The sequence below is a fragment of the Legionella birminghamensis genome, from assembly GCF_900452515.1.
Classification (GTDB): Bacteria; Pseudomonadota; Gammaproteobacteria; order Legionellales; family Legionellaceae; genus Legionella_C; species Legionella_C birminghamensis.
The window spans coordinates 2,231,576-2,257,373 of the sequence record NZ_UGNW01000001.1 but is presented as its reverse complement, the minus strand read 5'-3'; the positions used below and the strand labels follow the sequence as shown (position 1 = coordinate 2,257,373).

The window sequence follows — 25,798 nt, the reverse complement described above, 5'->3', positions numbered from 1 at the left end:
TTTGGAGTTTAACAAGAGGCTGCTCAATTGGTGTTATCAAGAGGCTATAATCTTATTGGTCTATAATTTACACATTGCTTAACCAATATAAAATTCATATGTTTGATTTTTTTAAAAATAAATCTGTTCAAGAAGCACTTAATGACTGTATTTCTTTTTTTGCATCCTTTGCAGAAAATGATTTAACGACATTACGTTATAATATCCCCAGCCAAGAAGTTTGGCGTTTATTTGTAGATGGCTGTCGTCAGAATGGTCGAGGGCTTATTAAATGTCCTATGTTTAATAGCAAACTTCCAAATGGACGGAGTGCTATGAATTATCAATCACTGACAGTAAAAAAATACATTACGGAAATTGAAAAATGTCAAAAATTGGAAGACAGTACACTTTATATGTCAGTAGGGTTTACTTTATCTTGGTGTTTATCTGAAGAAGAGATGAACGATTTAACCATTGGTGACTTAATCAAACTAGATAAAGCCTGGTTTACTTTTGAATTAACAGAGCCTGGTTATTTAAGAGCTATGTATCAAGCTTATGATGAGCTTTTCCAAAAAGAAAATACCCTTAGCATTGCGACCATAAAGCGTATACATCAACTAGCAACAGACAAGGTAGCTAACTTACTTTATGATAACTCAGATAATATGAATGCCAAGGGTGATTTTAGAATTACTGACTCAAGTTTAACGGGTATAAACTTGTCTGAGCAAGGTATTAAAGAGTTTGTGGAAGAATTGCTTTCAGAGCATTCAAGCAAACAAGATATTTATTTACATGCGTCTTGTGGTGGCTCAGAAGGTTTTAATTTTACACGAGCATTTTTTAAAGACATGGAGGATATTTTAAAAAATCAAACAACGAGAGATATAGAGCATTTTAAACAGTATTGCACAGGAGACAATGATCACGAGAAAAATATGTCCTTTCGATATTTAAAGCCTTACTTAAATAATCTACTAACGTGCCAATCTATAGATGAGGTCATTTCAATTGTGCATACCTGCTTAAAAAAATCTGATTTCCGCTATATGCAAAGTTATCAGCCTAACGATACTCAAGCAACATTAGAAAGAACTATGCAGCAATTTATTAGTAAATGTGACTTTTCATTAAGTCAGGCTACTACGCCATTGCAAAAGTTAGAAACTATTATTGATTTTATCCAATCATGTGAGCAGCTACATCCTTTTAGTGATGGAAATACCCGCACTTTTTCTATGTTATTATTAAATTATTTATTGGTTAAAAATGGCATGCCACCAACCATATTAACTGATCCCAATAACATAATTTTAGGCACCAAACAAAGTCTGATAACAGATGTTGTGAGCGGCATGAAGCGTTTCATAACATTAGTAAATGAAAAAAAATTATATGGATTTAACACCAATGAATTTATTGATTTTATTTCACATAAGCCAAGTTTATTGCCACGCTTACAATATTTCATTAATATCACTGGACAAGAAAACCACGCAAAAACAATGTTCAAAAGTGAGCAAACTCAAATGTTTCGTTCTCAGTAAAAAATATTAGACAGTGAACTTAATTCAAAATGATTTTAATCGATTAGAAATTATTCTTTTCCTTGTTGTCCTCACGAATTAAGAGGGTAATCCCCCTAAAAATAACTGGTGTGTTAAAAGTAGGATTTTCTTGCAGTAGCCATGGCTATCGCAGGGTTACAACGCTTCTTAATCACGAGTTAAAAAAGAAAGGTCTTACCTGCGTAAATCATAAACGTGTATATCGTATTATGAAGAAAAATCAATTTTACTGCCGGCGTATGGCAAAAAACAAACACGAACACATGATGGGAAAGTAATTACATTGCATAGCAATACTCGTACCTTAGCTCTCTGATTAATAACCTTGTGCTTTATTAATCACTTTTGTGCTATTATTCGATTAATAAAATATGAGGTTATTATTTATGAAATGGAATTGGCAGCTTGAAAATTGGCCGAATTTTACTTGGAACTCAGATAAATTAGCTGTGATTGAGCATTGTTTTACTGAGAATGGAGGTATTATTATTGGTTCCTCGCAACACATTCCTCAGGAAGGTAAGCAAAACTTATTTATCGATTTAATGTGTACGGATGCTTTGGATAGCTCTGAAATAGAAGGAGAGCATTTAAATAGAGATAGTGTGCAATCTTCTATACAAAAAGAGCTAGGCTTGTCTGCAGAAGCTCCCAGAGCTAGCCCCGCAGAGCGGGGAATCGCTAAAATGATGGTTAATTTATATCAAACGATTTCTAATCCACTAACCCATCAGGTTTTATTTGAATGGCATCAATTTTTAATGGGGGGTAGCCAGCATTTAGAAAATATTGGTCAATATCGTAAGCATGAAGAGGCAATGCAAATTGTTTCAGGACCTGATTATGATCGAAAAATCCATTTTGAAGCGCCTCCTTCAACATGTGTTCCAGCCGAAATGAATCAATTCATTAATTGGTTTGAAAAGAGCTCTCCAGTCGGATCAACGCCTTTACCCACATTAACTCGAGCAGGGATAGCCCACTTATGGTTTGAGAGCATCCATCCATTTGAAGATGGGAATGGAAGAATAGGCCGAGCTATAGCAGAAAAAGCTTTTTCTCAAGGGTTTTCAAAACCAGTAATGACAGTATTGGCAAAAATATTATTAAAAAAGAGAAAGGAATATTATCAACATCTAGGTTTGGCAAGCAAAACCTTAGATCTCACTTCCTGGTTGATATGGTTCGCTAACATTGCTTTAGAAGCCCAACAAAGCACATATTTGTATATTGATTTCATTATTAAGAAATCTGTTATTTTAAAGGAAGCAGAAGGAAAAATTAATCCAAGGCAAGAAAAGGTATTATTAAGATTATTTCATGCGGGACCTGATGGATTTACAGGTGGTTTAAGTGCTAAAAATTATATGAGTATAACAGGCGCACCTATCGCTACAACGACAAGAGATTTGAATGACTTAGTTAAAAAGAATATCCTCAAACGAACCGGCGAACTTAAAGCAACTCGTTATTTTTTAAATCTCCACAAGACTTAAATTGCTTTAGTCAAACTTGATCTGACAGCTGCCGATTTTTTAGAAGTATCTGTCAGGTCAAATTTAATAGGATGTACATAACTAGCTGGGTGTATACTCTGTTGATGGTGAAAGCAATTGTGAGAATACCGAACTTATTGAAGGCCGATTGTTATTGTTTGTTTCCCAAAATGTATTTCGATTTGGACTAACGCCGTTATCAGCAGCGGGTTGATCTGAATCGTATGAAATTCTTGCTGATTCACGAGCTAGTATCTTTTCTAATCCTCTGAAAGTGAATCGATTATAGCAATAACAACTATGCCTTTGATTGATCTGCTCATAGAGTTCCCTAATAAGTGCAATTGACGCTATTCGGCTATCGCTATCTAATAGATTGCGCTTCAAAATATCAAGTTGCTCGAGTCCCCAGGGAGAATCGCCCCTATATTGGCATCTTAATTTCAATTCAGTAATGTCTTCAATAATATCTTGGTTATTGACAGTAAATGACTTTTGAAGTTCAGCAAAACGTTGGGGTGTACAATTTTTTAAATCACCAGCCTGAAACCGTGCAAGGATTTGAGCTTTTTTGCCCTTTGTATTCAATAAAGCAAGCACAAACTCTAATTCAAGAACAGTCGTGATTATTGATTTAAGATTCACCGCAAGCAGAAAGCCAGACTGTGAATCTCCTGGAATTAGCCGCAAGTATCTGTATAGGAAGCTTCGAGAGCTGACCTGCTGGGGGAACTCCAGGATGACGTCTTCTTTATAGCCTGCGGGCATTTTTTCAATTAATTGCTCCAGGCATTCCTCACTGGTAACCCAGGCTTTTAAACGTTCTTTATTCACTGCATTCAGCTTGGGTAGTAAGCGGGGACACCTTGACCACTTATCTAAGAGCCTCAAATAATCAGCGAAAGAGCCTGTGTTTTCGGATAATTTGGCAAGCAGCTTGTTTTTTAAAACTTCAGAAATCCTCCAGCTGTGGGATTCAAAACCATCAGGGGTTATCCATTGGGAGCAAAATTCCAGAAGCCAACCCTCCAGGAAATCCTGGCAATCGGAATCGAGTCTTGTATAAAATTTTAATGCTTCCTCAATATCATTATCAAAATATTGATCCAGATTATTTTTAAATTCCCGAAGCAACCCTAATATAGGGCCTCCTCCACTAAATCGTTGAACCAATGCTTTTAAATCCGCTAAACCATGGACTTCATTCCTCATTTTTGCCATCAGAATTGTGTCAACTTGCGACATTAAAGCAGGTTTGAATGCATATTTTATTCTTTCATAACTGACTAGCGATTCAATCTGACTAATCATTTTGTTTAATAAGGGCTTGTTAATAAATTTTTTCTGCTCCTCTTCGGTTAAGACATTCAGCAATGGATAGAGTCGAACAATATCTAGGAATCCATCAGCACGTGGGGCAATCTGAAGAAGCAGAGCCTTTAATAAGTCAGGATTGACAATAAGATTGCTCAGATCTTCAAAACGGGAAACACAGGGGGCAGTAAATTCCGCTATCTTGTCAACGCTGGTACCAAGCACCCACAGAAATGTAAGAAACTCCTTAAAGATTGATGGCGTTTCAATATTAAAAACAGATCCTCTTGTATTTAGGGCCTCTTGGGCATCAGTACACATAGTCTCGAGAGGCAGCAAGACTCCCTCTTTTTTTGCCAAAATAAATTTATGGACGGGAAAATGGCCATTTTCCTCAGTGTTCTCCTTTAAAGCGCGAGTGCTTGCGGGGATACGGCCAATCTTCCTGATGCCTGGCATCAGGATTTGGCAAATCGCTTCATCCTCACCCGCAATTTGCTCTGCAATCTGTAAGCAGAGTTGATTAATTGGCAAAAAAGGATGCCGCGGATAAGCCCAGGCTGTTTTTTTAATAAAAAGCCATCGTTCTTCTAAAAGAAATCGGATTTCTTCATTCGCTTCAAGCGGCAATCCATCAGCCAACAAGCCGGTAATTCCTCGGATATACTCATAGGCGAAGGCTGACTCTTGCTCCATGATTTTTTGGGTTACAGGACATGTATGGAGATGAAAATCCGAAGGTCTCTTAATATAGCTTGAAATTAATTGCTCTAAAAACTGGGCAGTCAGCATCTATTTAAATCTTCTTTAAAAAGATCTAATGATAGCGCCTTTTAATTTGAAAGGAAGTAAAAGCTTCGTTGCCTAAGGTTACAATGCTGCTTAATCTCTTTCTGCCACCATTAGCCTTTGGGCAGCTTAGAATCAGAGTGAATGAGCATCGGAAAACTGCCCCAATCAATAAGTAGTGAATTTGTGATTATTTAGTAAATTGCCACCGTTTAGTTGATAAATATTTAAACATTTTCTATACTAGATAAGCAAGATATCTTGCCACAGGAGATACTTATGTCAGAAAAATCTACACCAAAAGATAAAATACTGGATAAAGTTTCAGATACTGAACTGGAAAAACTCTCAGGGGGGGTTGGCGGCGGCGACCTGGGGGTTGGCGACATGGGGAGTAGCGACATGTGGCTGAAGACTGGTGGCGGCAAACAGAAAGACAAGAAAAAAAACAAAAAGAAACACAAATAAGCCTCTCATCCATATTCACTCTTTCGCTTCTGGATTAAGCAGCTCCCGGAGCTATAATCAGATCACTAAAATTCAGGCTAATTACTTACGCGATGACTGCGTAAGCCTGGGCGATCATAAATTGATCAATAAAGCCGCTTATGGTATATTAACCGCTCTTTTTTGACAAAAAAACATCTTAAAGGAAAATTGTTTTATGCCTGAAATCGAATGGTCAGTAGAAGAAAGGGCATTTGAATGGGATTTTGCCAAAAAAATATTAATGCCAGAAGGGAGGCTATTGCCGGACGGTAATAAATTGCGCAGGAAAGATTATCCCGGTATTTTAAATCACTCATTTATAATTATAGATCGGCAGATTATTGCTATTTCAGGTAAAGGGATCTATCTGGGGGCAGGAATAAATGGTCATGCAAAACTGGCTGAAGGGGAAAGTGGTCATTTAATCGCTTTAAAAGTGGTTACGAATGAAAAGGAAGCTGCTAATTCTGCCGAGGAGTCTAAAGTAGCTCAAGATTTAGGAATGGCTGGACAAAGAGTAACACGGACAAGCCGCTCAAAGAAAAACCCCGTAAAGCATTATATTGCCTATCAATTTCTCGGTATTCGCTTATTTGAATATATTAATAGGCATAAGGCCTCGCTCGATAAGCGATATGAGCTCGGAATTAAAATTGCTCTTGCTTTAAATGAAATACATACTGGAAAAAAATCCCTTTCAAAAACACCGTATATTCATGGTGATATCCATGGAAAAAACATTGTCGTTAATGAAAAGGGCACTCCTCATTTAATCGATTACGGGCGAGCCAAGCGTTATGATATTGCCGATGCTGACGCATGGCGAGATGATATTGTTAAAATGCTGCATGTGTTTTTTACCCCTTTTTCAGAGCGTATTCGCTGGTATACAGACTGGATTTTCGGTGACTGGCTGGGCGAATATCAGTTTGAATTTAACCCTCCCCCAGAAGCTCCCTCCAAACAAACCATATACGTCTATTTAAACCCCGATGATGTAAGCGGGAGTGGTTTATACTCCTGGGTCCAATATGCCGTTTATGATTCATGGGGAACTTTTCAAAGAGAAATAATTCAACTAGATGCATTAGGGCTTCATCCTTTGACACCTCAGAATTTTAAAGAGAAATGTCGTTTTGAATCGATTGATGATGAACTAAAAACAATGATTGAAGTAAAAGTCCGTGAAATAACGGATAGTAAAGGCTATACCACCCGTGTAGAAAATAGAAATAATGTTTTATTTGACCTATTAAAAAAGCCAAGCGATTTTTATCAAATCAGGAATACCCCAACCGCACTTGATGTTGCTGAAATTCTTAGCTTGTGCCGTATTGGACTAGAACAATATCAGGAGCGATTTACAGGCTTATCTGCAGATGCCCGATTGAAGGCCATTCATAATTTAAATGAGGCTGCTAGGGTCATTTTAGCGCTATATGAAATTTTGAACTCCTTATCTGAGCCCCATGATCAGATTGATTCAATGATAAAAAAGCTCATCGTATCCTGTTGTCTTGGATGGAATGAAGCAGTTCTTAAACAGATTAAAGATAAGCTAAATATCGAATTGGATACCCTGAATTTTGAAGATGCCAGGAAAATAAAAATCAGTTTAGATACAATTATTATGTTGGTCACGAACAAAAATGGCCAGACTAACGGTTTACAATCACCATCGGCTCTAACAGCAGGTTGTACATTTGCGGAAACTAATTATGCATTTTTCCAAAAACCTTGCTCGACCATGACAGAAACGCGTTTGTCTATCCCTAAACAGGGAGACGCTTTTGCCAACCGCGAAACAAGATAGTAATTTTGCAGTGTCTGTTTTACACGTTATCAAAGAGGATGCTGACAGCAAAATAGAGATTGCTAATGCTGCTTTGAGATTAAGAGCGGTGGTTATTACTCCCATTCTAAATAAATTAGAAGCAAATGTTGAATTGAATGCATCAGAGGAGAAATCACTGGGTTTTCTTATCTCTGAACATTCATCGGATGATCCGCAGTGGGAAGGCGTGATGCAGGATTATTCTACCGCTGAAATTAAGAACAGTAAGGAGTTGCTGAAAGAGCTTTTAAGAAGATTTTCGGCAATTATGGATTCGGAAAGAATAAGGGAAAATAATGATGTTAATTGCCTATGCAAAGTAGTGAAAATGATTACTGATTGCTCTTTTTGCTATGTAGAACATCTGGCACGGACAAAGACCGGACAAAGTAAAGTGAAGTTTGAAAGCATCTATGAGTGGATAATGCCGACTGAGGCAGAGCTTGATATGCGAGTACGCCGAACCCCGGAGCATCTTGCCATAACCCGTGGCCTAGGCATGGAGATTGGCACCGACATCGCACCACGTGCTGCTATTCATACTCCAGCATATCGAGCTGGAAAGGCTGCTTTTGCCGCTGCCGATGTCTATCAGAAGGCAAAGGTGGTCGTGGAAAAATATGATGCCGCAGTCGCTGCTATAAAATTGGAAAATGATTCCCCTGATTCTCATAAAACCCATCTAGCAGAGAATCCAGCGCTAAAAGCGCTCGAAGAAAAAATGACTTTTTACAAAATTCCTTTAAACCCCGCGGATCGTCCCAAAGATTTTATAAAACGCGTTCCTGTACCCTATATCCAACATCTCGCAAGCTGGGGTTCCGTGAATGGGGCTCCTTTGCCTTTGATTGCCAGTGCGTCATCAACTGCGGCTAGAGTTTTAGTCGCGTTACACGATCTTGGTTTTTTTTATGACTCATTGGGAATTTTTCAATCCCGATCCGCAGGCTATCTAGCGATAGTTTTATGTGGAGTCATTGTCTATAACGGCCATCATTCCGTAATTGAAGTTGGAGAAATATATAATCGTTTAATTGACTGCGAAGCTGTTCGGCATCTTGAGGCTCTCGCCTCCGGTGAGCCGACAGGGTTAAGTGAAGAAAAGATGCCCTATTATCATATCGGCGATTCTGGTTCTTTAGTTCCAAAAGCACTTCGCGAGCGTGTTTTTTCTGAATATCACAGAAGAAATCAGAGGGATTTAAATGGGGCTATTAAATTAGCTCCTGGTTTATCTCGCTTCTATGATGCCAACACAATGAACAAGAAACAAAATGCGAGTGATGATTCCCTGATTGGAAGGCTGATGATCTAGGTAATGATTAGGGACTTTTACGGTTGGATGAGGATTCGTTTTCAGTTTGATCTGTCTTATCATCTTCCTGTGCTATTTTTTTGGCATGACACTCAACATTCAATGCCTTTTCAAGTACTCTCACAACCTGAGAAGTCACGCGCATCGGATCATACATTGTGGTCATTACTCGCTCCAGATTGTTCAGAACCCGTTGTCTCGCAAGTGTGTCTTCTTTTAAATTCAAGATGGTTTGAAAAAGAAGCTCTGCTTCTGGATCCATCGTGTCCAATAAAACCAAAGGCAATTCTTCTTCGGGACAAAGATTAAAAACAGGGTTCATCATATGGGTCTTGTTTGAAATCACAATCAATCCGAAACCCATCATGTTAATGATAGTTGAGGCATTATCGCAAAACCCTTTTTTGTCGAATTTAATACCGTAGCGAGATTGATGACATAGTGTCCTGAAAGACTCCTCACTCACATCGATATGAAATTCAATGGGCAGGGCTTTAGGTCTTTTTTTGGTGACTTGCAGCTCGAGATCGCTGACTATTTCTTTACATAAAGAATTGAACTCGTTTTCATAGTCATCTAAGGATGATAATTTTTCTACTCTATGCTCTTTTTCTGCGAGCATGCGTTCAAGAGGTTTAAAATCAGCACAAAATCCCAGGCGCTCAGGAAAAGTAGACAATACATATTGTCTGAAAGAATTAAAGCCATTCATATCAGCAAGTACTTTACCTACAATTTTAATCTGAATAGTTGGAACTCCTTTATCCGCCAGCAATTGGGCTAAATTTAGCGTGGCAGTATTTCCTTTGTTTCGTCGGATTGTTCCAAACATTAATATATTATCTGGTCTCTCTTCAGGACCTGGATCATATTTTTGTGCGCTTAATATCGGCGCTGGAATAAGAGATATTCTTTCTTCTAATGAGGATGGTTCAGGGTATGCATTACCGACCTGAAAAAGAGTCCATGCATTGCTTTTAGCTAAGGTCTTGTTATCTGCACAGTGATAAAAATTTTTAGTTCCTGCTGTCTCAAGTAAGCCTGCTTTATCTATCGGATTAAATGTAATAATTTGATCAAAAAAAGGAATTAATTGGGCTGTTTGATAATTTCTTTCTATCTCGGTGGGTTCCTCTCTATTGCAGCTATGCTCGTTAATCAAAGCACATATTTTATATCCTGCTGCTTTTAGCTGGGAAAGATGCTTCGTTGAGAAGCTAAATCCAGTATGAGGAATTCTGAAATGCATAAAAAGAACAGTGTCTTTGGGGATTGTTGTCAAGATACAATGCAGTAATGAATCGCCAATTTTTTTTAGTGCAGCGTAAGTCACACTTAATCTAACAGAGGTATCAAGCGCTTTACTCACTTCAACGGCTAAGCCAAGCTCTTGGGCTCTCAGATAAATTACTTCATGTCCCAAATTTCTTAAACATCTCTCCATCTGACGCGCATAGCTGATGTCTCCTGTATTTTCGGCCTCGAAAGGAGCGGTAGTTATTAATATTTTCACGTCATCGAAGTAGTTAGCAGGGCTTATTTGTATAGTATATATAATAATCACACTGCTAAATTATTATTTCTCCTGAAATAAGGGGGGTCTTAACTCCCTTATTTTATTTTTATTTCTATGATAATTCATTAAGCTATTACTAAAGACGGCGTTGAAATGATTTATTTTAGAGGTATATACAGCTATTCTGGCGAAACCTCTATTTCTTAATGCATAGCTATCTACACAAATGTTTTCCCCGTCCAAGCGCATGAGAATTAAAAGCTATCGAATCCCAGCGGCTTCGACCGCGAGGCCCATGCCTGTTGGAGCATAGTCGTCAGACAAGTTTCAATGTTGCCAAAAAATAAGATTTAACAGGTAGTCATAAACAAGTCGTCTAGCCTTTTAATCGCAATCATTTATTCCTCATGTGATATTTTTAATACACTTTTAAAACATAATGCTAAGATAGCCCAATCCTGGTTATTATTAAATAAAGAATTTCAGGGTGGACTCTTAATGGATAAAGTTAAAATTGATACACAATTAGTCCACAAACTGATTGCGGAGCAATTCCCTCAATGGCAATCATTACATATTTATCCAGTTGCTCAAAGCGGCTGGGATAATCGGACATTTCATTTAGGTGATGAAATGCTGGTTCGCTTGCCTTGCGACAAGCAGTATGAGCCACAGATAGAGAAAGAATATCAATGGTTGCCGTGGCTCTCTAAACAGCTGTCATTTGAAATTCCACAACCTGTCGCACTTGGAAAGCCCTCATCCGCTTATCCCTGGTATTGGAGCATCAATCGCTGGATTGAAGGGGAGTCTGCTTCAAGACAGAATATTCACGATATAAAATGTTTTGCAGAAGTATTAGGAAAGTGTTTAAAAGAATTTCAATCTTTAGATGCTACAGATGGACCTTTAGCGGGTGCGCATAATTTTTATCGGGGCAGTTCATTAAAGGCCTATGATCATGAAATGCAGCTTGCAATTCCTAAAATAAAAAACGCTCATGAAAAAAAACTTGCAGCATCATTATGGAAACGGGCGCTTTCTTCTGAATGGTGCTTAAAGCCAGTATGGGTTCACGGCGACATAGCCGTTGGCAATATTTTGGTCCGCAATGGAAAATTATGTGCCATTATCGATTTCGGTCAGCTTGCTGTTGGTGATCCTGCCTGTGATCTGGTCATAGCCTGGAATTTATTTTCCAGCGAAGAACGAGAAGTATTTAAAAATGCAGTTCAACTGGATAATGAGACCTGGATACGGGCTCTGGGATGGGCTTTTTGGAAAACCTTGTGTTGGCCCATTAAGGGTACAGATGTTAAAGTGGTTTTGCATGAGATTTTTACGGATTACAATGCGCTTAAGTAATGTTGATTAATAAAATCTTTATAATTAGCGAGCTTTAATACCAATTCAATTTGGCTCGAACATCCCAGTTTGTTTTTCATATTTTGGATGTAAGATTCAATGGTCCGAACCGATAATCCTAGCATTCTGGCAATCTCTTTTACTCGCATTCCGTTTAACAAGGCAAATGCACATTCCAGTTCACGTTTTGAAAATCGAGGTTGATGCATACTGGACGTTGATAACATCTTTGATTTATCGGCTGTCCTGATAATTAACTTTTCCCGGCCTGCTTGTTCAAGCAAGCCTGCCGCCTGCTCTTTAAACTTCAAGCCGTATTGATGCAAACGATCGAGATTGCCCAGGTAAAATTTGTTGATAATTGACTTGTTATTCGTGTTAGTCGCAAAACAAAAATACTCAATAGAATCGTCCTGTTTTACTGCAATGGAAATCCCGTTAGAGGTATCAAAATTAATTGCTGCATCGAGGAGCATTTCTGGGCAATCTTCTGTTAGCCAAATAAAATAATTAACAGGTTCTGTGAGATAGGTATCGGGAACCGTCAATTTGCTAAGATAATCTTTTTTAAAAAAATGCTCTGTCCATGCTCTGTCGCTGGAAAAACGAATGGCTGTTCCATCAAAATACATGCGGTAATAGTTAAATGCTGTAATCTCATGTTGTATTAGCTGAGGAATTGTGAGTGCATGAACTGCTTCGCAGGCACTCAATGCGATCGGAGTTTGCAAAATGACTGACACGTTATTGGACCGATCCCTATTATAAACAATTTAACTCATTGTGAGCAAATACAGCTCACTAGGGTGGTGGAAATAGCTCGTCTGAATCCGTCTTCCCATAAATATGATTATGTTATCAGAAACTCCCATCACGAAATCGAGCAGCCCCAGCCGGTCGAATCCTCCTGGTTTGGTGTGTCTTGATTTTATGCATCGCTATCTACACAAATTTTTTTCACGCTACGAATCCCCGCGGCTGCGACCGCAGGGCCCAGACGAGGCGTATTTAAAATATTGGTTTTGCTAATTTAGGATGATGTTTGAAAGACTTGTTCTTAACTGCTTTTGCTATTTACGGCAACATTGGATTCCTCTGAAGAGCTTGTTCGGCAGCAGACATGGGCCCCGCGGTCGCAGCCGCGCGGATTCGACTGCATTGGTGTAGATACCTATGGGCATTGTGTACAGGGCTGTACACGATGCCGTGGGGATTCAGCTTAAGTATAAGCCACCGGCAAATCTGCCCAGCGGGTGGTGTAGCAAGGTGACATTAATTGCCTTTTCATGGACCATGATTTCTGGAAGCCTTCCGCTGCAAGACGTAAGGTTCTAGCCCCATATTTGTGGTTGATGCTATCGATGAGATGCATTAAGGAATCGGACTGCGTTAAGGCCTTATCGGTTGGTTGGTTAAATAAATCAGTCTGGTAGTAGAGTTTGCTTGTCAGATCATTCAACAGCACACCGGACTTATGATAGAAAATGCCTGGCTGATAAATACGCTTTAAACAGTATTTCGCCCATTTGGTAATAATCCGTACATCATCGGTAGGATTGATTAGGCGAAATCCAATCGAGTTGGCATATTGCCTTGTGTCTTCCCGAAAGGGGTTTGAACGAACAAAGACCGACAGGTATTGAGTGATTAATCCCTGTTTTCGCATTTTAGCAGAGGCTGTGGCGCAATGATGGCTAATTGCTTCCTGAATGTATTCGTAATTGGATTGCAAGCCGCCAAAAGAACAAGATGACATAATGGATTGACGCGGTTCTGGCTCCTCAAGCTCCAGGCAGGCAATACCATTTAATTCCATGATAACTCTTTGCATGACCACACCAAACTTTTGGCGCATCAGTGTTTGGTCCGCTTGGGCTAAATCCTTTGCAGTGAAAATCCCCAGGCTATTGAGTTTTTTTGACCACTGCCTCCCAATCCCCCATATATCCGACACCTCGAGCTGATCTAACCATCGGGCTTCATGGCCGCTGACGTCAAACACAGGGGCTTGCAATTTCTTTTTTGCGATAAAATTAGCGACTTTGGCAAGTGTTTTAGTTTTGCCGATACCGATGGATGTGGGAATATGCACGCCCTTGAGAATCATTTTTTGCAGTTTTTCGCAGAAAGAAACTCGTTGAAGCTCGGGTAAAGTGGTTAAATTAAGGAATGCCTCATCTATAGAATAGATTTCTGTTTCTGGCCAGTTTTCTTCAATGAGCCGCATCACCCGGTGGGATAAATCACCATACAGCGTGTAATTTGATGAAAAGACCTGGACTCTGTTTTTTTTACATAAGGTTTTGACTTCAAAAAACGGGGCGCCCATTGCAATGCCTAGTGCCTTCGCCTCATTCGAGCGTGCAATGACGCAGCCATCATTATTACTCAGCACCACAATGGGAGTAGTGCGCAGGTCTGGCCGAAACAAACGTTCACAACTTGCATAAAAATTATTACAATCTATTAGCGCATACATGGCAATTCTCAGTGAAAGGAGTTGTTATAGCCCGCATCCGTATGAGTTATTCTTCTCGGAGTGATTTAAATTGAAAAGTGTACGTCATTCAAATATACTCGTCTTTTCCTGGTTGTGTCAAATATTGACAAAATGAGTAGGGGAGGCAGCAATGGGCAGAGGTGGAAAACGAGAAGGGTCAGGCCGGCCAAAAGGCAGTAATCAATACGGCGAATCAACTAAAGCAATGCGGATACCCCTGTCGCGAATTGAAGAAGTTAAACGTTTAATCAACATCCCGAGTCCATTCACTCTTCCTCTATACAGTTGCAAAGTCAAAGCAGGATTTCCTTCGCCCGCTGATGATTATATTGAAGCTAACTTAAATTTAAATGAGTTTCTAATTCGACATCCCTCCTCAACCTTCCTATTAACCGCCTCTGGGGATTCGATGAAAGATGCAGGCATTCATAACGGGGATTTACTGATTGTCGATAGCAGCCTTGAGCCCGCGCACGGAAAAATTGTGATCGCCGCTCTAAATGGCGAGTTAACAGTCAAGCGTTTATCGCGAATGAATGGCCAGGTTCAGCTTTTACCTGAAAACGACTCCTTTCCACCCATTGATATCACAGATAGTCATGACCTGGTGATATGGGGAGTTGTGACCCATGTAATTCACCAGGCCGTTTAGGCTGTAATAGATTATTTCGCCAAGTCTTAATTCAGTCGAGGCGTTCCATCATCTAATTTATCTTCAGAGTCTGCTTGGGCTCTGTTTTCTGCACTTGATTTTAAAAAACCGCCTTTAATTAAGAGTTTAACCACATCAGGGGAAATGCTGATAGTTTTTGGCCTGTGGATTTCCTTTCTTTCATGTTGTTGAAGCAGGAAACCACAGGATAATTCTTGCAAATCCCCGCTGCTATAGCTCAAGAGCTTTTTATCATGAGGATTAAAAAACAAATAAGTTGCAGGATGTACAGTGAAGGATTTTAACTCATGATCGAAGCCGTAAGTGTCATTAAGACGTTGAATTAATGCCAGTGATAAGGATTTCATTAAGCCGTTGCCCTGGTAAGCCGGTGCAACAGCCCTATTTGCAATGAGAGTATAATTCCCGTCTAAACGAGTGGTCCAGGTAAAAACTATAGGATATTTGGCATTATTTGATGTCCATTCATTTCTTAAATAACTGATGATATTGGAAGTGGTATCATTGACATATGCCATTAGTTTATTGCAAAAGAAACTGTTAATTTCTGCTTTCCTGCAAACGATTATCAGGCTATCAATTCTCGGAGCATCTGTGTGCTCAACAATTAAGGCAATGGCTAATAACTGCTGCTCTTTAGAAATGAGAGCCAGTTGTTTCATTAACTCATCCCCAAACAGCAAAGAAGTTGAATTAATTAAAATGAACACAGGATCTTCCCCTGGAATTTCTCCTAAATTTACTTTTGCAAAAATGTTTTGTAATTCATGCAAATTGGCAATTTTCATGAGGTTAAAATGAGTGATTATGATATTTAAATTATAGAAATAATTTCTCGGATTGCGCGTAGGGTAGACTTAGCGATTTGCTGCCTGCTGTAATAAGCTTCTTCAACAACTTGCTATTATAGGAAATTAAAAAAATATTTGTATATGCATGAATTCTTGACAACATATAGGGTTCAAAATAATATCACCATGATTTAATTAAGTTCAATTGTCGAGCCGTTCCCATGCCTCAGAAAGAAATTCTTGAAAACATCCTCACAGCCATTCGTCAGCGTGAGTCTCCACAGCCAGGGGGCTCATTCTTTCAAAAACAGATATTCCTGATTCCAACAGCTTAAACGTCGCATTGATTCAAGCTGCAGCCAGTGGTTTATGGGAAACGGTTAATGAAATATGTCAAATTACGGGAGATAATCAGCCGGATCAGGTAGCTGTAGATGAGGTATTATTACCGTTGTGCTTATCGCTTAATACCAGGCATAGAATCGATCGCCTCTGTAAACTCGCTAAGGCTGCCAATATTCCTGTCTAAAAGTCTGCTGGCATGGCCATCATTGACAAATTGTTGCAATAGTTCAACTAGCGAGCTGTTTTGAGGTGCCGATAAATGATTGAACACATCGGCAGGAATGTCAGTTAATGCCAAATGGAAATCACTGATTGCATTATGGCATTTCTGGTTAGCGTTGAAAAAACTGCCATAAACTGATCCTTGGGCTGCATTATTTGCTCGTTGCATGTAATCTGATAATAACTTGCTAAGCCTATCGATACTGAGTGTTTCAGCTTCCGTAAAATTTACTAATGAATTGTCAGCGGTGAGTGCGGCAAGTTGTTCATTAAAGCGTCTTAAAAAGTATTTGAATTGATAACTTTGATAAATTAACAAAATGAAATCCCTGAATTGATAAAGATCCATGGGTTGGTTTGAATTATCTTTTTCTGTATCTGGAACATTCTGATTAATATTTTTAAATATTTTACGTAAGTCATATCGGTTAATTCTTAAAATAGGCATTAACATTTTTTTAATTTCAGGATCATTAATTTTCAAAAGATTCAGGGTATTGACTATAGTTTTTTCATCATAAAGCCCGTTTCTACCTCCTGATGCTTCTTTTATCACTGCCAGAAACCTTGCCAAACCAGGAAATTCAGCCAGCGATTTTATATTGAACTGATAGTTTTCATCAGCAATTTGTGATAACTGTTCAAATTGCTTTTTGGGTAAATAAGGTAAAAAGGATTTAAGTATTCCTGTCGCTCTGAAACTGCCCATCTGTTCTCTATCACTATCTATATTTAATTCGCTGAACAGAGGTTCAAAAACGGTCAATTTCCCCGGGTTTACGGTCATTCTTTGAATCACTCTTGTGATTAAAAGAGTATAAAATTCAGTTAAAAAACGAAAGTCGGTCAGTGCGGCCGCTGTAGGGCCACGCCATTGTAATTTTATTAATTGACTTTTTACCTCGTTCTCATCCCATTCGCCATTTTCCAAACTCGTAAGCAGTGCATCGATAAATTGGTCCAGATGGTTCCGGTGATTGGCAAGGGTCCACAGGATGGATGGATAAGTGGTGTTAGTATGAACATGACCGAGAAAAGAGATATCAAGATATTTAATAAAATATTCCGTTAGATAATTAGGGGTTTGAACTAATCTCTCCGTTATTTGATCCAGCGAAAATAAAATAACGGCTGTGATAATTGTATTTTCAGCGTCATTTTTAAGGGTAATTTCGGATAGGGTAGTGTTTGCTGCCATAGAATCCAATTTTATTAAGCCCGCTATTTGGGTTATTCTGTCATCAATATTGATACCAATCATGACCATCTTGATAGCGACAATCTTTGTTATAATATCAATTTTAATTTCAAAAGTTGCTGAGTGATTGCGTAGCGCTAAATTATAGCGATAAGATAATTCAGGAAATTTGAAATCATTTTTTAGTAAAAAAGGTTTAGAATAAACATAATCTGAATTTTGATAGTTTATGTGGGCAAAACTATTAATTATCAGTTGAACATTGACCGGAAGATAGTCTTCTTTTATCAGTTGTGGCGACGTTTCACTTTGAATACAAGCCAGGCATTCCTGATGGAAAAACGAAAAAAAATCCTCAAGCTGCATTTTGGGCTGGATAAAACTGCGTAAAAATGAACTAGGCGTATTAATTAATGCTGGATAGACTGAAAACTCGCCGCTGGATAGTAATTGCTCTTCACCCATCTTCTGGTTAAGCAGAGCAGTGAATTTTTTATCAATTGCATCAAGCATGCCTGCCACAGTATAAGGTTCACCTGCTGTCTGCACAATATAGCTCTGTCGATATTGCCGGAACGTGTCGTGATCAATATCCAGCGTCAGCAGCAGATCAGAAAAATGTTTGTAAACAGCAATCATGTCTATAAAACGAGCCAGTTTTTTGGCAATAGGTAATTGATTACTGGCTTTTAACGTTTTAATTGAATTATCCACCAGATCAATGAATCTCAGTTTCAATTGACTGATAATATACTGATTATTGGTAGAATCACGCTGACTTAACAAGCTGATGCCGTCTTGCTTAAGCTGCTCACAGCGTTTTGCAAATTCCCCATCACTTAAGTCTGGATCACCCCATTCAGATATTGCATTTTCCCAATGAGTAAGCGTTTTGTTATAGCTAGTGTAAAGAGCTTGCTTAAACCTGATAAACGCTTCCATTTCATTGATAATCGCTGAAAAATCAGCTTGTGGATTTTTAAGAGCAGGAACGATGATTAAATACAGTACTGTTTCAAGCAGCTCTTCTTTATTGAGTGTGTTTAATTGCTTTAAAAACACAGCGGCAAGTTCAGGCTGCTGAACGATTAGCATAAAGCAAAAGGCGTCCCACTCTGTTTTACCCTGCTCAGTCAGTAGATAGGCATTAAAATGCAGCAGTTGCACTAACTGGGCTTTTTGTGCTGTTTTTAATTGCTGATAGTTTTGGCCAAACTCATTCCTGGCCTGTGTGAACAAAAAGCTGAGTCTTCTTTTTTCTGCCAGCAGGCTATGCATGGAGTAATTAAAATCCTCTGATTTTGCTTCACTAAACAATAAACCCTCTATTTTTTTAGCTAAATCAAGTAACAGTTCATGTTGTGCTACAGTATCCGTTTGCTGACGGGTTTCCATGTATTCGGCTGCGAGCAGTACTATATTTTGAAAGATCAGATTGCTTTGTGAGTTGTTGATCGTTTTATTTAATCTCAAGCTATATCGTAATAATTTCGCAATGGCCTGATAAGCCGCCTCATCTCTATTTGGGGCTAAATTAGTCAAGATGGTATGGCAAACAAATCGGGCATCATGAGTGGTTAAAGGTTTTGAGTGATCACTGCCAATAATCCCCATTATATGGGCTAATAACTCATTAAGGGCAGGTTGGGCTATTACAGGATCTGAGTGCCGTGATTGTTCAATTAATGCAACCAATGGCTGTTGCTTAGGTTGTTCCCTGTGTGAAATAGTCACAGTGGGATTAAATCCAATTGGCAATGGAGTCGATCCTGCGGATAATGATGAGGCAAAAAGCCCGGTTTGAATCCACTGCTCGCTGGGAAGCTGAATGCCGGTCAGCGATACAGAAGCTACGAATGCGCTGCGTTGCCGATCAAAATAGACGGGGTGCTTCATGCTGGCTTTGGACAAAATTTGCTTTAATGCCGTTGTATTTTCCATTGTAATGATGGGTAAACCTGCTCCGTTAAGGGTCGCTGCTTCATGAGAGGTGGCTGGCAAAAAATGCTCAACTACAATAACTTTAAGTTGATTGGTCTTAGCCATTTCAATCGCTTTTTTTAATTCCTCATCATTCATTTTTTTAATAATGAGTACTTCATTCGCCTGATTTATCGTTCTGACATGAGCGAGCGGCAGGCTGTTTCCAGGAAGTATTACCGATTGACCAGCTAGCCAGGCTTTGTTTTCAAGCGCTACATCCACCAATTGTGGGTCTAATGCTGAAGGGGATGGGCCATGCTGTACATTAACGACAGGCCTCGCCTGTACAAGATAAATGGTGTCGTCTTCCGGTGAGTAAACATACTCAATGTCCATGGGTTTATGATAATGATTGTGAATTATTCTTGCACATCTTGCCAAACGCTCAACAATTGCTGGCGATAAACTGGGAGAGTTGGCTAATTGAGCCGGGTTATTAACCATTGTTAAGGTGCCATCCTGCTCACTGGAAGGTACAATCCGAACCGGCTTTTCAACAATGCTGGCTATCAGAACATGATTAGGTGTAAACCAATAACTATCCACCGGCCCTTTACTGTTGACTACTAATTCACCATGACCTGGCGCAGCTTGCACAAAAACGCCATTACTATTTATATAAATTACCCCCGATTTGACTGCTTCAGCAGTGATCATTTCCTGCAACAATGCCGGAATAAATGGCAGTGCAGTAATGTCATCATTAGCCAATTGGCGTTGCAACAGTGATTTTTCGCTTAAATAAGAGGCTAGCACTGTTCCGATAGCGTCAGAAATTGCCTTGAGATTTGGTTGTACATTAGCAACACTTTCGTTGCCGCCCGCATTCGCCAGTGCTTCTGTGTCTTCTTTGCCGGTACTTCTCGCAATCAGGTTTTTTATTTTGCTGACTAAGGGCGTCAGGTAGTCAAAGGTTAAAGGATGGTTTTTCAGACAGGCTTTAATATCCTGAGCTAATTGTTGTAGCGCTTTTGTGGTATTGGGATTTAAGGCTGGTGGAGTACCCATCGTCAGCGCGATCAATCGCCAGCGTTCAACCAAATCAACTCCGTATTTCATTAAGTGCGATTTGAGTTCATGATGAGATAGTCCAATAAACTCCGGGATGGCTACTCCTGGAACCTGATCAAACAGTTTTTTTAATTGATCCAGATTGGCCGTTTTATTACCGTAATCTTCAGAGTTATAAACAGGCATTTTTGAAATTGTCTTATTTGAGAACTGATAGGTAGATTATAATGCATTTCAGAATGAACGGCCTTGTTTCGGCTAATCCTCATCTTGACTGATTAAAGTTAACATGCTCATGTTGATTAAGTATCTACGAAAAAGGAGTTTGTTTATGCTTCGTTCGCTTATTTCCCCTGTATTCATGGTGCTTGGCTTATCCAGCCCCTCTGTTTTGGCTTCACCCGAGCATATGATCATCCACAATAAAACCGATCTGATATCCAATGCCTTCGTGGATGAAATGCCTGGTCCAAGACCCACTTTAGCGCATTCGACCAGTCGTGTTTTATGGTTTATCGTTCAGACAGGTTGCCGCAAACATAAGGCAGAAGGTATTTGCCCTGCAGTAATCAAAATGGGCATAGACAGAGATAAACCCATCCTGGTGGGTACGCTCTATATTGATATATCTAGCGGTGAAATCACACCCGCGCGTATCAGCGCTAATGGCTTTAATGTGGATGTTGATGCTCCCGGAGAAATTACCATTTCCGAAGATAAATAGACTAAGCAGCAGGGCTAATTATCAAGCCCTGGACTTTTTATAATTTTTGTGCAAGCAGGAGACTAAACAGGCCTGAAATTTGTCTTCCTGATTCATCCTGTTTATGTAGATGGCCCGCTGATTCCCTGTATTCGAGTATTGACCATCCGCTATCCTGATACATATGATAGAGTTCTTCTTTTTGAGGCAGGTAAGTAAAGGATGCTGGCAAAGAATAGGATTTTGATTGAACAGGAGTCACTAAAAAATGGTAGCCTCCTTTCCTGGTTATCTCTTGAAGCGTTTCAAGCAGCACTGGAATACGTTGTGGATTTATAAATTGCAGTGTAACGGTTGATAATACTAAATCATAGCCCTTCGATTCGAGTTCAAATGCCTGATTTAGGTCACAGAGTAGCGTGCTAATATTGGATAGCTGTTCTTTTTCTGCGATTTCCTCAATCGTACTCAATGCGTTTTGATTACAATCAATTCCTTTAACAGAATGTCCCCTCTCTGCTAAATAAAGCAGATTTCGGCCTGAACCGCAGCCCACATCCAATATTGAAGCGTTTTGCAGATGGCTCAAATACGTTTGATAAACGTATAACAGATCATTGTGCACTCTGCCTGTACCATATTTCTTATTGAAGTAGCGTTGGCGGATGCAATAAAATTTAATAGTAGCGGCAAAGTGCTTCTCATCAATGAGGGCAATTTTATGCCATGAGGCCGGCGGGATAATGAGTTGAGGGTTTGTGTGATCAACCCTGCAGCGCGATAACTCCTCCCCATGGCCATTCATAAAAACAAAATCAATTGCTCCTTCTTTAAGCAAAAGCTCACCCCAGGTCCCTTCTTTGGTGCTATGTTTTTCAAGGAAGAATTTCAATTTTCCATGGCGGTCAATTTCGATCTCTTTGTAGCAAATTAATTCGTTATTATTTTCTAACATCCTGGTTATTCCTCTCTGATTTGACAGTTTGTACTTAAAATGCAGGCAGAAAATATGAAATTGTTTCTTAAGCTTGCATCAAAAACCACCCTTGGGTAGTTTGTTTTTCTGTCAGCAAGCGCTAAAAACTGGGAAATTCTACGCCTGGTAATGTCATTCTTTTTAAAAAGCTCTTGGTATCTGCAAAATTCGCAGACGGCTCACCCTGACAATCTTTGCTATTGGCCAAGGTTTCTATCTCGGTGACTGAATTACCACTGAAAAACATATCCGCTAACTTTAGGGCACAAGCAGAGCTTTCCACAATTAAACCATGTCCTGCATAGGGATGCTCCCAGAATAAGGATTCAGGAATCAGTTGATGCATTTCGCGCATAGCCTGAATAGGCGTAACGGGATCATATCGTCCTCCCCAAATAAATACAGGTATATCTAATTTTTTCAATTCCTCAGAAAAGGCCATGGGATTGCGATATTTTTTAAATACACCGCAATCCCTGAATGGGGCAAAATAAAAGGCGTTTGAATCCTGCTCAGCTGGATAATCCCATATTTCCTCACAGACAATATGGCGTGACATACCCGTTAGCGGCAAACTTCTGGTATTCCCTATCATCTTTCTGGCATCTTTTCTGGAGGTGGTATTCGCCAGTTGTTGCAGGAAAATGGGGATAGCCTTTGTGCGTCCATCATAGCCGTAGCTATAATTAAAGATAGTACGAAGTATAGCGAATTGAAGATCGCTATATTTTTCAATTACCTGATCAAATAAATCACTCACAGTCTTATCCCCGCGAATATAAAGGGACATAAACTGCTGCCGGGCAATATTGATGGCTTGGCTGTCATGAAAAGCCGAGTCTAAAATCATGCCCCCGATGTGCTCTGGATATTTAATCGCATATTGCTGGCCCAGCATGGTTCCATAGGAAACACCATAGACAAACCATTTTCCATCTTCCCCGAGCAGATCTTTACGAATTGCTTCAATGTCATCAGCGGCCCGGCCCATTGAATAAATGCCTGCTTCATACGTGGGCATCCAGGGGGAGAGAAAGCGGGTACAACCTAAGCCTCGATGATCGAAACCCACAATATTCATTTTTTTATCAAGTTCTGTTCCACGGAACAGATCAATTAGATTATGGTCTCCGCCAGGACCGCCATTGATAACCAGGAGAGTCGGCTTTTGCGGATTGAATGGGCTTAGAAGTTTATAGTAAATCTGAATTACATCAGCGGCATCTTTTTTCTTTTCAGCACGCAGTTTGGTTAATACATAATGATCATAAGCGCTCGGAGGGGGACAGATAGCTGCATAGACTGTTCCATAGAACATCACTGATGCAAGCAGGAGACATGAATGTATAAGATATTTCATAATTTCTCAATTATTATGTGCCGCTACGGAAGTGAAAGGTTAAATCACTGCCTGATGAGTATCAAGCATTTCTAACTCTTCAACGCTTGTCGGGGCAGGGGCAGAGTGAAAAAGACCAGCTTTGGGGTATACTCCCTGATTTTTTTGCAGCTTTCTCTTTATGTAATTCTGAATATCCGTCTTTTCCATGACATAAGCGCAGGTTTCAGCATCATAAAATTTCTTGCTTATTTTAAGTGAGACACCGTACTTGTATAGCAGTTTTACAACTTCTAAATGCCCATAAATAATCGCCATATCCAATGCATTATCTGAGTAGCCCCTCGGAAATGGGCTAGCATTTTTCTTTAACAGAAATTCGACAATCGCGGTATGTCCGAATGCGCAGGCAACAATGAGTGGGGTACATCCATCCGCAATGGGGGTGTCAATTAAGGCTCCATACCTTACTAATTCCTCGACAACCTCAAAATGATTACCCCGTGCAGCCAGGTACAAGGGGGTTGAGCCATTTGAGTCTGTTTGATTAGGGGATGCGCCATGGCTTAGTAACAAACTAACGCTATCCTGATCACCGTTATCTGCGGCAATTACCAAAGGGGGTTGTTCATGTGTATCCGTTTTATTAGGATTGGCTCCTAAAGCAAGCAGGATTTTCATTAAGTAAGCCCGTTTTTTTAATGCTAACAACGCCAATGCCTGTGGGAATGTTTGGCTTCGCTCAAACATTTCAGCCACGGAAAGATTTGTTTCTTCGATATAAAGCCTGAATATTTCAGAGGTTAGTTTTTCATTACTTGTCATGATTGCGGTTGCTAAGGAGGCTGTTCCCACCGCATCTCTGATATATAACTCATGCTGATTTTTACGTTGCTCCAGTAATGATAAAATATATTCATTAATTGGGGAGAAGTTAAATGTTTTATTACAGGATTCTGATTCAATAATCATTAAATAGAGTCCCATAATCTGATTTTTATTGGCGGAAAAAATAATGGCAATAAACCGGGATAATTCTTCCAGGCTACTAAATTGAGCTGTTTCGTCACAGTCTGTAGCATAAGCTTGATAAGCATTTGCTTCATTTTTGTCCAGAGTAATGACATGCGTTCTATTAAATAAAAGAAATGTTGAGTGGATATCAAAGGCTAATTCTAATAGCCTTGGAAGTTCCGTGGTTTTAAATACAAAACCTACTACTGCTTTTTCTTCAAAATCCTCACAGTCCTTTCCTAAAAATGCGTGAGCATTCAAATGTTTCCTTGGATTTAAAAAATTTGTCGGGCTGTGCATGTGAAGAGACATAATACTGTCTAAACATGTTCGATAAGTCTCGAAGAGGAGAGAGCCAGGATGGCAGGATACGAAATCAGAATGATTAGTATTTGCAATTATATGCAAAGCCTTTTGTAAAAGATACGTTTTTTTATGCCTGATAAGAATCGCACAAAGAGCAGCATATCCGAAACAAAAGCCTTGTTTAGAATGTTTGTTAAAAAAATCAAATTGGGTTGTGCTATATAAATTTGGATGATTTTCCTCAAGATATTTTAGAAAGTGCTGCAGCTTTCTCCTTAAAGTCAAGGGTCCCGGTTTATCAACAGGGACAATCCCTTTTTTTTGAAACAACTCCTCAATGTCCATCCGCTCAGCGTGCTCAGCTGCATTGCGACCAAGTGCATCAACGCTTGTAAAATCAATCGATTTATTCAGTAATTGCCTGACGGTAATTTCATCGCCTTTGCTTGCTGCAGTCATTAATGGTGTGAGCCCATACATGTCGGTATGAGACCAATCAGTGCGATTGTCTTCAAGAAAACGATCAGTCAGTTGGCGATACCCACACTGGATTGCTATATAAACTGGCGTGCGCCCAGCCTTTTCGTTAGCCAGATTAATATCAGCCCCGCCATTTAATAATAAATTAACACAATCAATATGATTATTTTCTGTGGCAATAGCCAGTGGCGGCATGCGGCGGCATATAAGATTGGGGTTGGCGCCATGTTTTAGAAAAATATCAACAAGTTTGGCATATCCCTCTTGGCAAGCTTTCCATAAGGCCGTTTGTTTAAAGCCATCCAATGCGTCGACATCCATACCTGATTCAAGCAACTCTTTAACCAGCTCGGCATGATTAAATTGTGTTGCCAGGTGCAGGGCATTGGCGCCATGGTAAGTCATATTTACATCTATATTCTGTCTTAGGTAGTCACGAACTCTAAGGATATCGCCTTCGCGGGCTGCAGCGAGGAATGGATGGATTGCTTGGGGCATAAGTCAAATTGATTTTATTATTTATACTTGGACAACATTTTATCATTAAAGGGTAGATGAAGGTTAATTAATTCAATTAATCTGACAA

18 protein-coding genes are annotated in these 25,798 nt (G+C 39.5%); 9 read left to right on the top strand and 9 right to left on the bottom strand.

The window, feature by feature from the left end; genetic code table 11:
- Positions 1 to 98 precede the first annotated feature (98 nt).
- The 3 genes from DYH42_RS09500 (at position 99) to DYH42_RS09490 (ending at position 3,049) form a co-directional block, all read left to right on the top strand.
- Positions 99 to 1,532 carry a Fic family protein gene (locus DYH42_RS09500; protein ID WP_131793039.1) on the top strand — a complete coding sequence of 478 codons (1,434 nt, stop codon included), beginning with the start codon at positions 99 to 101 and terminating at the stop codon, positions 1,530 to 1,532.
- Positions 1,533 to 1,642: 110 nt separating this feature from the next.
- The gene (locus DYH42_RS16920) at positions 1,643 to 1,831 is read left to right on the top strand and encodes an IS3 family transposase (RefSeq protein ID WP_162263077.1); all 189 of its coding nucleotides are present in this window, start codon (positions 1,643 to 1,645) and stop codon (positions 1,829 to 1,831) included.
- Positions 1,832 to 1,939: 108 nt separating this feature from the next.
- A complete protein-coding gene (locus tag DYH42_RS09490; RefSeq protein ID WP_058522200.1) occupies positions 1,940 to 3,049 on the top strand; it encodes a Fic family protein in 1,110 nt (369 codons plus the stop codon).
- A gap of 81 nt (positions 3,050 to 3,130) precedes the next feature.
- Here DYH42_RS09490 and DYH42_RS09485 read toward each other — a convergent pair whose 3' ends face one another.
- Complete coding sequence (locus DYH42_RS09485; RefSeq protein WP_058522199.1) at positions 3,131 to 5,155, bottom strand: hypothetical protein; 2,025 nt, start codon at positions 5,153 to 5,155, stop codon at positions 3,131 to 3,133.
- 276 nt (positions 5,156 to 5,431) lie between these two features.
- On the opposite strand from DYH42_RS09485, the gene DYH42_RS09480 reads away from it, so the two are divergent.
- From DYH42_RS09480 to DYH42_RS09470, 3 genes are all read left to right on the top strand, one after another.
- Positions 5,432 to 5,620 (top strand): hypothetical protein, encoded by a 189-nt coding sequence (locus DYH42_RS09480; RefSeq protein WP_058522198.1) that lies wholly within the window; start codon positions 5,432 to 5,434, stop codon positions 5,618 to 5,620.
- Positions 5,621 to 5,816: 196 nt separating this feature from the next.
- Positions 5,817 to 7,454: a protein kinase domain-containing protein gene (locus DYH42_RS09475; RefSeq protein WP_058522197.1), complete on the top strand. Its 1,638-nt coding sequence runs from the start codon at positions 5,817 to 5,819 to the stop codon at positions 7,452 to 7,454.
- On the top strand, positions 7,432 to 8,790 hold the full coding sequence (locus tag DYH42_RS09470) for a hypothetical protein (protein WP_058522196.1): 1,359 nt from the start codon (positions 7,432 to 7,434) through the stop codon (positions 8,788 to 8,790). Before DYH42_RS09475 ends, DYH42_RS09470 begins: the two co-directional genes overlap by 23 nt.
- 7 nt (positions 8,791 to 8,797) lie before the next feature.
- Here the strand turns inward: DYH42_RS09470 and DYH42_RS09465 are convergent, their stop codons facing one another.
- Positions 8,798 to 10,303: a hypothetical protein gene (locus DYH42_RS09465; RefSeq protein ID WP_131793038.1), complete on the bottom strand. Its 1,506-nt coding sequence runs from the start codon at positions 10,301 to 10,303 to the stop codon at positions 8,798 to 8,800.
- 501 nt (positions 10,304 to 10,804) lie between these two features.
- Here DYH42_RS09465 and DYH42_RS09460 point away from each other — a divergent pair.
- A complete protein-coding gene (locus DYH42_RS09460) occupies positions 10,805 to 11,671 on the top strand; it encodes an aminoglycoside phosphotransferase family protein (RefSeq protein ID WP_058522194.1) in 867 nt (288 codons plus the stop codon).
- Here the strand turns inward: DYH42_RS09460 and DYH42_RS09455 are convergent.
- Entirely contained in the window at positions 11,653 to 12,414 is a 762-nt protein-coding gene (locus tag DYH42_RS09455; RefSeq protein WP_058522193.1) for a helix-turn-helix transcriptional regulator, read from the bottom strand. The genes DYH42_RS09460 and DYH42_RS09455 overlap by 19 nt on opposite strands.
- Before the next feature lie 476 nt (positions 12,415 to 12,890).
- Positions 12,891 to 14,150: a Y-family DNA polymerase gene (locus DYH42_RS09450; RefSeq protein WP_058522192.1), complete on the bottom strand. Its 1,260-nt coding sequence runs from the start codon at positions 14,148 to 14,150 to the stop codon at positions 12,891 to 12,893.
- A 151-nt stretch (positions 14,151 to 14,301) separates the two neighbouring features.
- Between DYH42_RS09450 and DYH42_RS09445 the strand changes: the two genes are divergently transcribed.
- Positions 14,302 to 14,823, top strand: a complete 522-nt coding sequence (locus DYH42_RS09445; protein WP_058522191.1) for a LexA family protein — start codon at positions 14,302 to 14,304, stop codon at positions 14,821 to 14,823.
- Between the two features lie 26 nt (positions 14,824 to 14,849).
- Here DYH42_RS09445 and DYH42_RS09440 read toward each other — a convergent pair whose 3' ends face one another.
- Complete coding sequence (locus DYH42_RS09440) at positions 14,850 to 15,632, bottom strand: hypothetical protein (RefSeq protein WP_058522190.1); 783 nt, start codon at positions 15,630 to 15,632, stop codon at positions 14,850 to 14,852.
- Between the two features lie 460 nt (positions 15,633 to 16,092).
- Entirely contained in the window at positions 16,093 to 20,580 is a 4,488-nt protein-coding gene (locus tag DYH42_RS09435; protein ID WP_058522189.1) for a PEP/pyruvate-binding domain-containing protein, read from the bottom strand.
- A 145-nt stretch (positions 20,581 to 20,725) separates the two neighbouring features.
- Between DYH42_RS09435 and DYH42_RS09430 the strand changes: the two genes are divergently transcribed.
- A complete protein-coding gene (locus DYH42_RS09430; protein ID WP_058522188.1) occupies positions 20,726 to 21,118 on the top strand; it encodes a hypothetical protein in 393 nt (130 codons plus the stop codon).
- A gap of 37 nt (positions 21,119 to 21,155) precedes the next feature.
- On the opposite strand, the gene tehB is transcribed toward DYH42_RS09430, so the two are convergent.
- From tehB to DYH42_RS09415, 3 genes are all read right to left on the bottom strand, one after another.
- Positions 21,156 to 22,052, bottom strand: a complete 897-nt coding sequence (tehB, locus tag DYH42_RS09425; RefSeq protein ID WP_058522187.1) for an SAM-dependent methyltransferase TehB — start codon at positions 22,050 to 22,052, stop codon at positions 21,156 to 21,158.
- Between the two features lie 121 nt (positions 22,053 to 22,173).
- Positions 22,174 to 23,433, bottom strand: a complete 1,260-nt coding sequence (locus DYH42_RS09420) for an alpha/beta hydrolase (RefSeq protein WP_058522186.1) — start codon at positions 23,431 to 23,433, stop codon at positions 22,174 to 22,176.
- A 39-nt stretch (positions 23,434 to 23,472) separates the two neighbouring features.
- A complete protein-coding gene (locus DYH42_RS09415; protein WP_058522185.1) occupies positions 23,473 to 25,710 on the bottom strand; it encodes an ankyrin repeat domain-containing protein in 2,238 nt (745 codons plus the stop codon).
- Between the last annotated feature and the right edge of the window lie 88 nt (positions 25,711 to 25,798).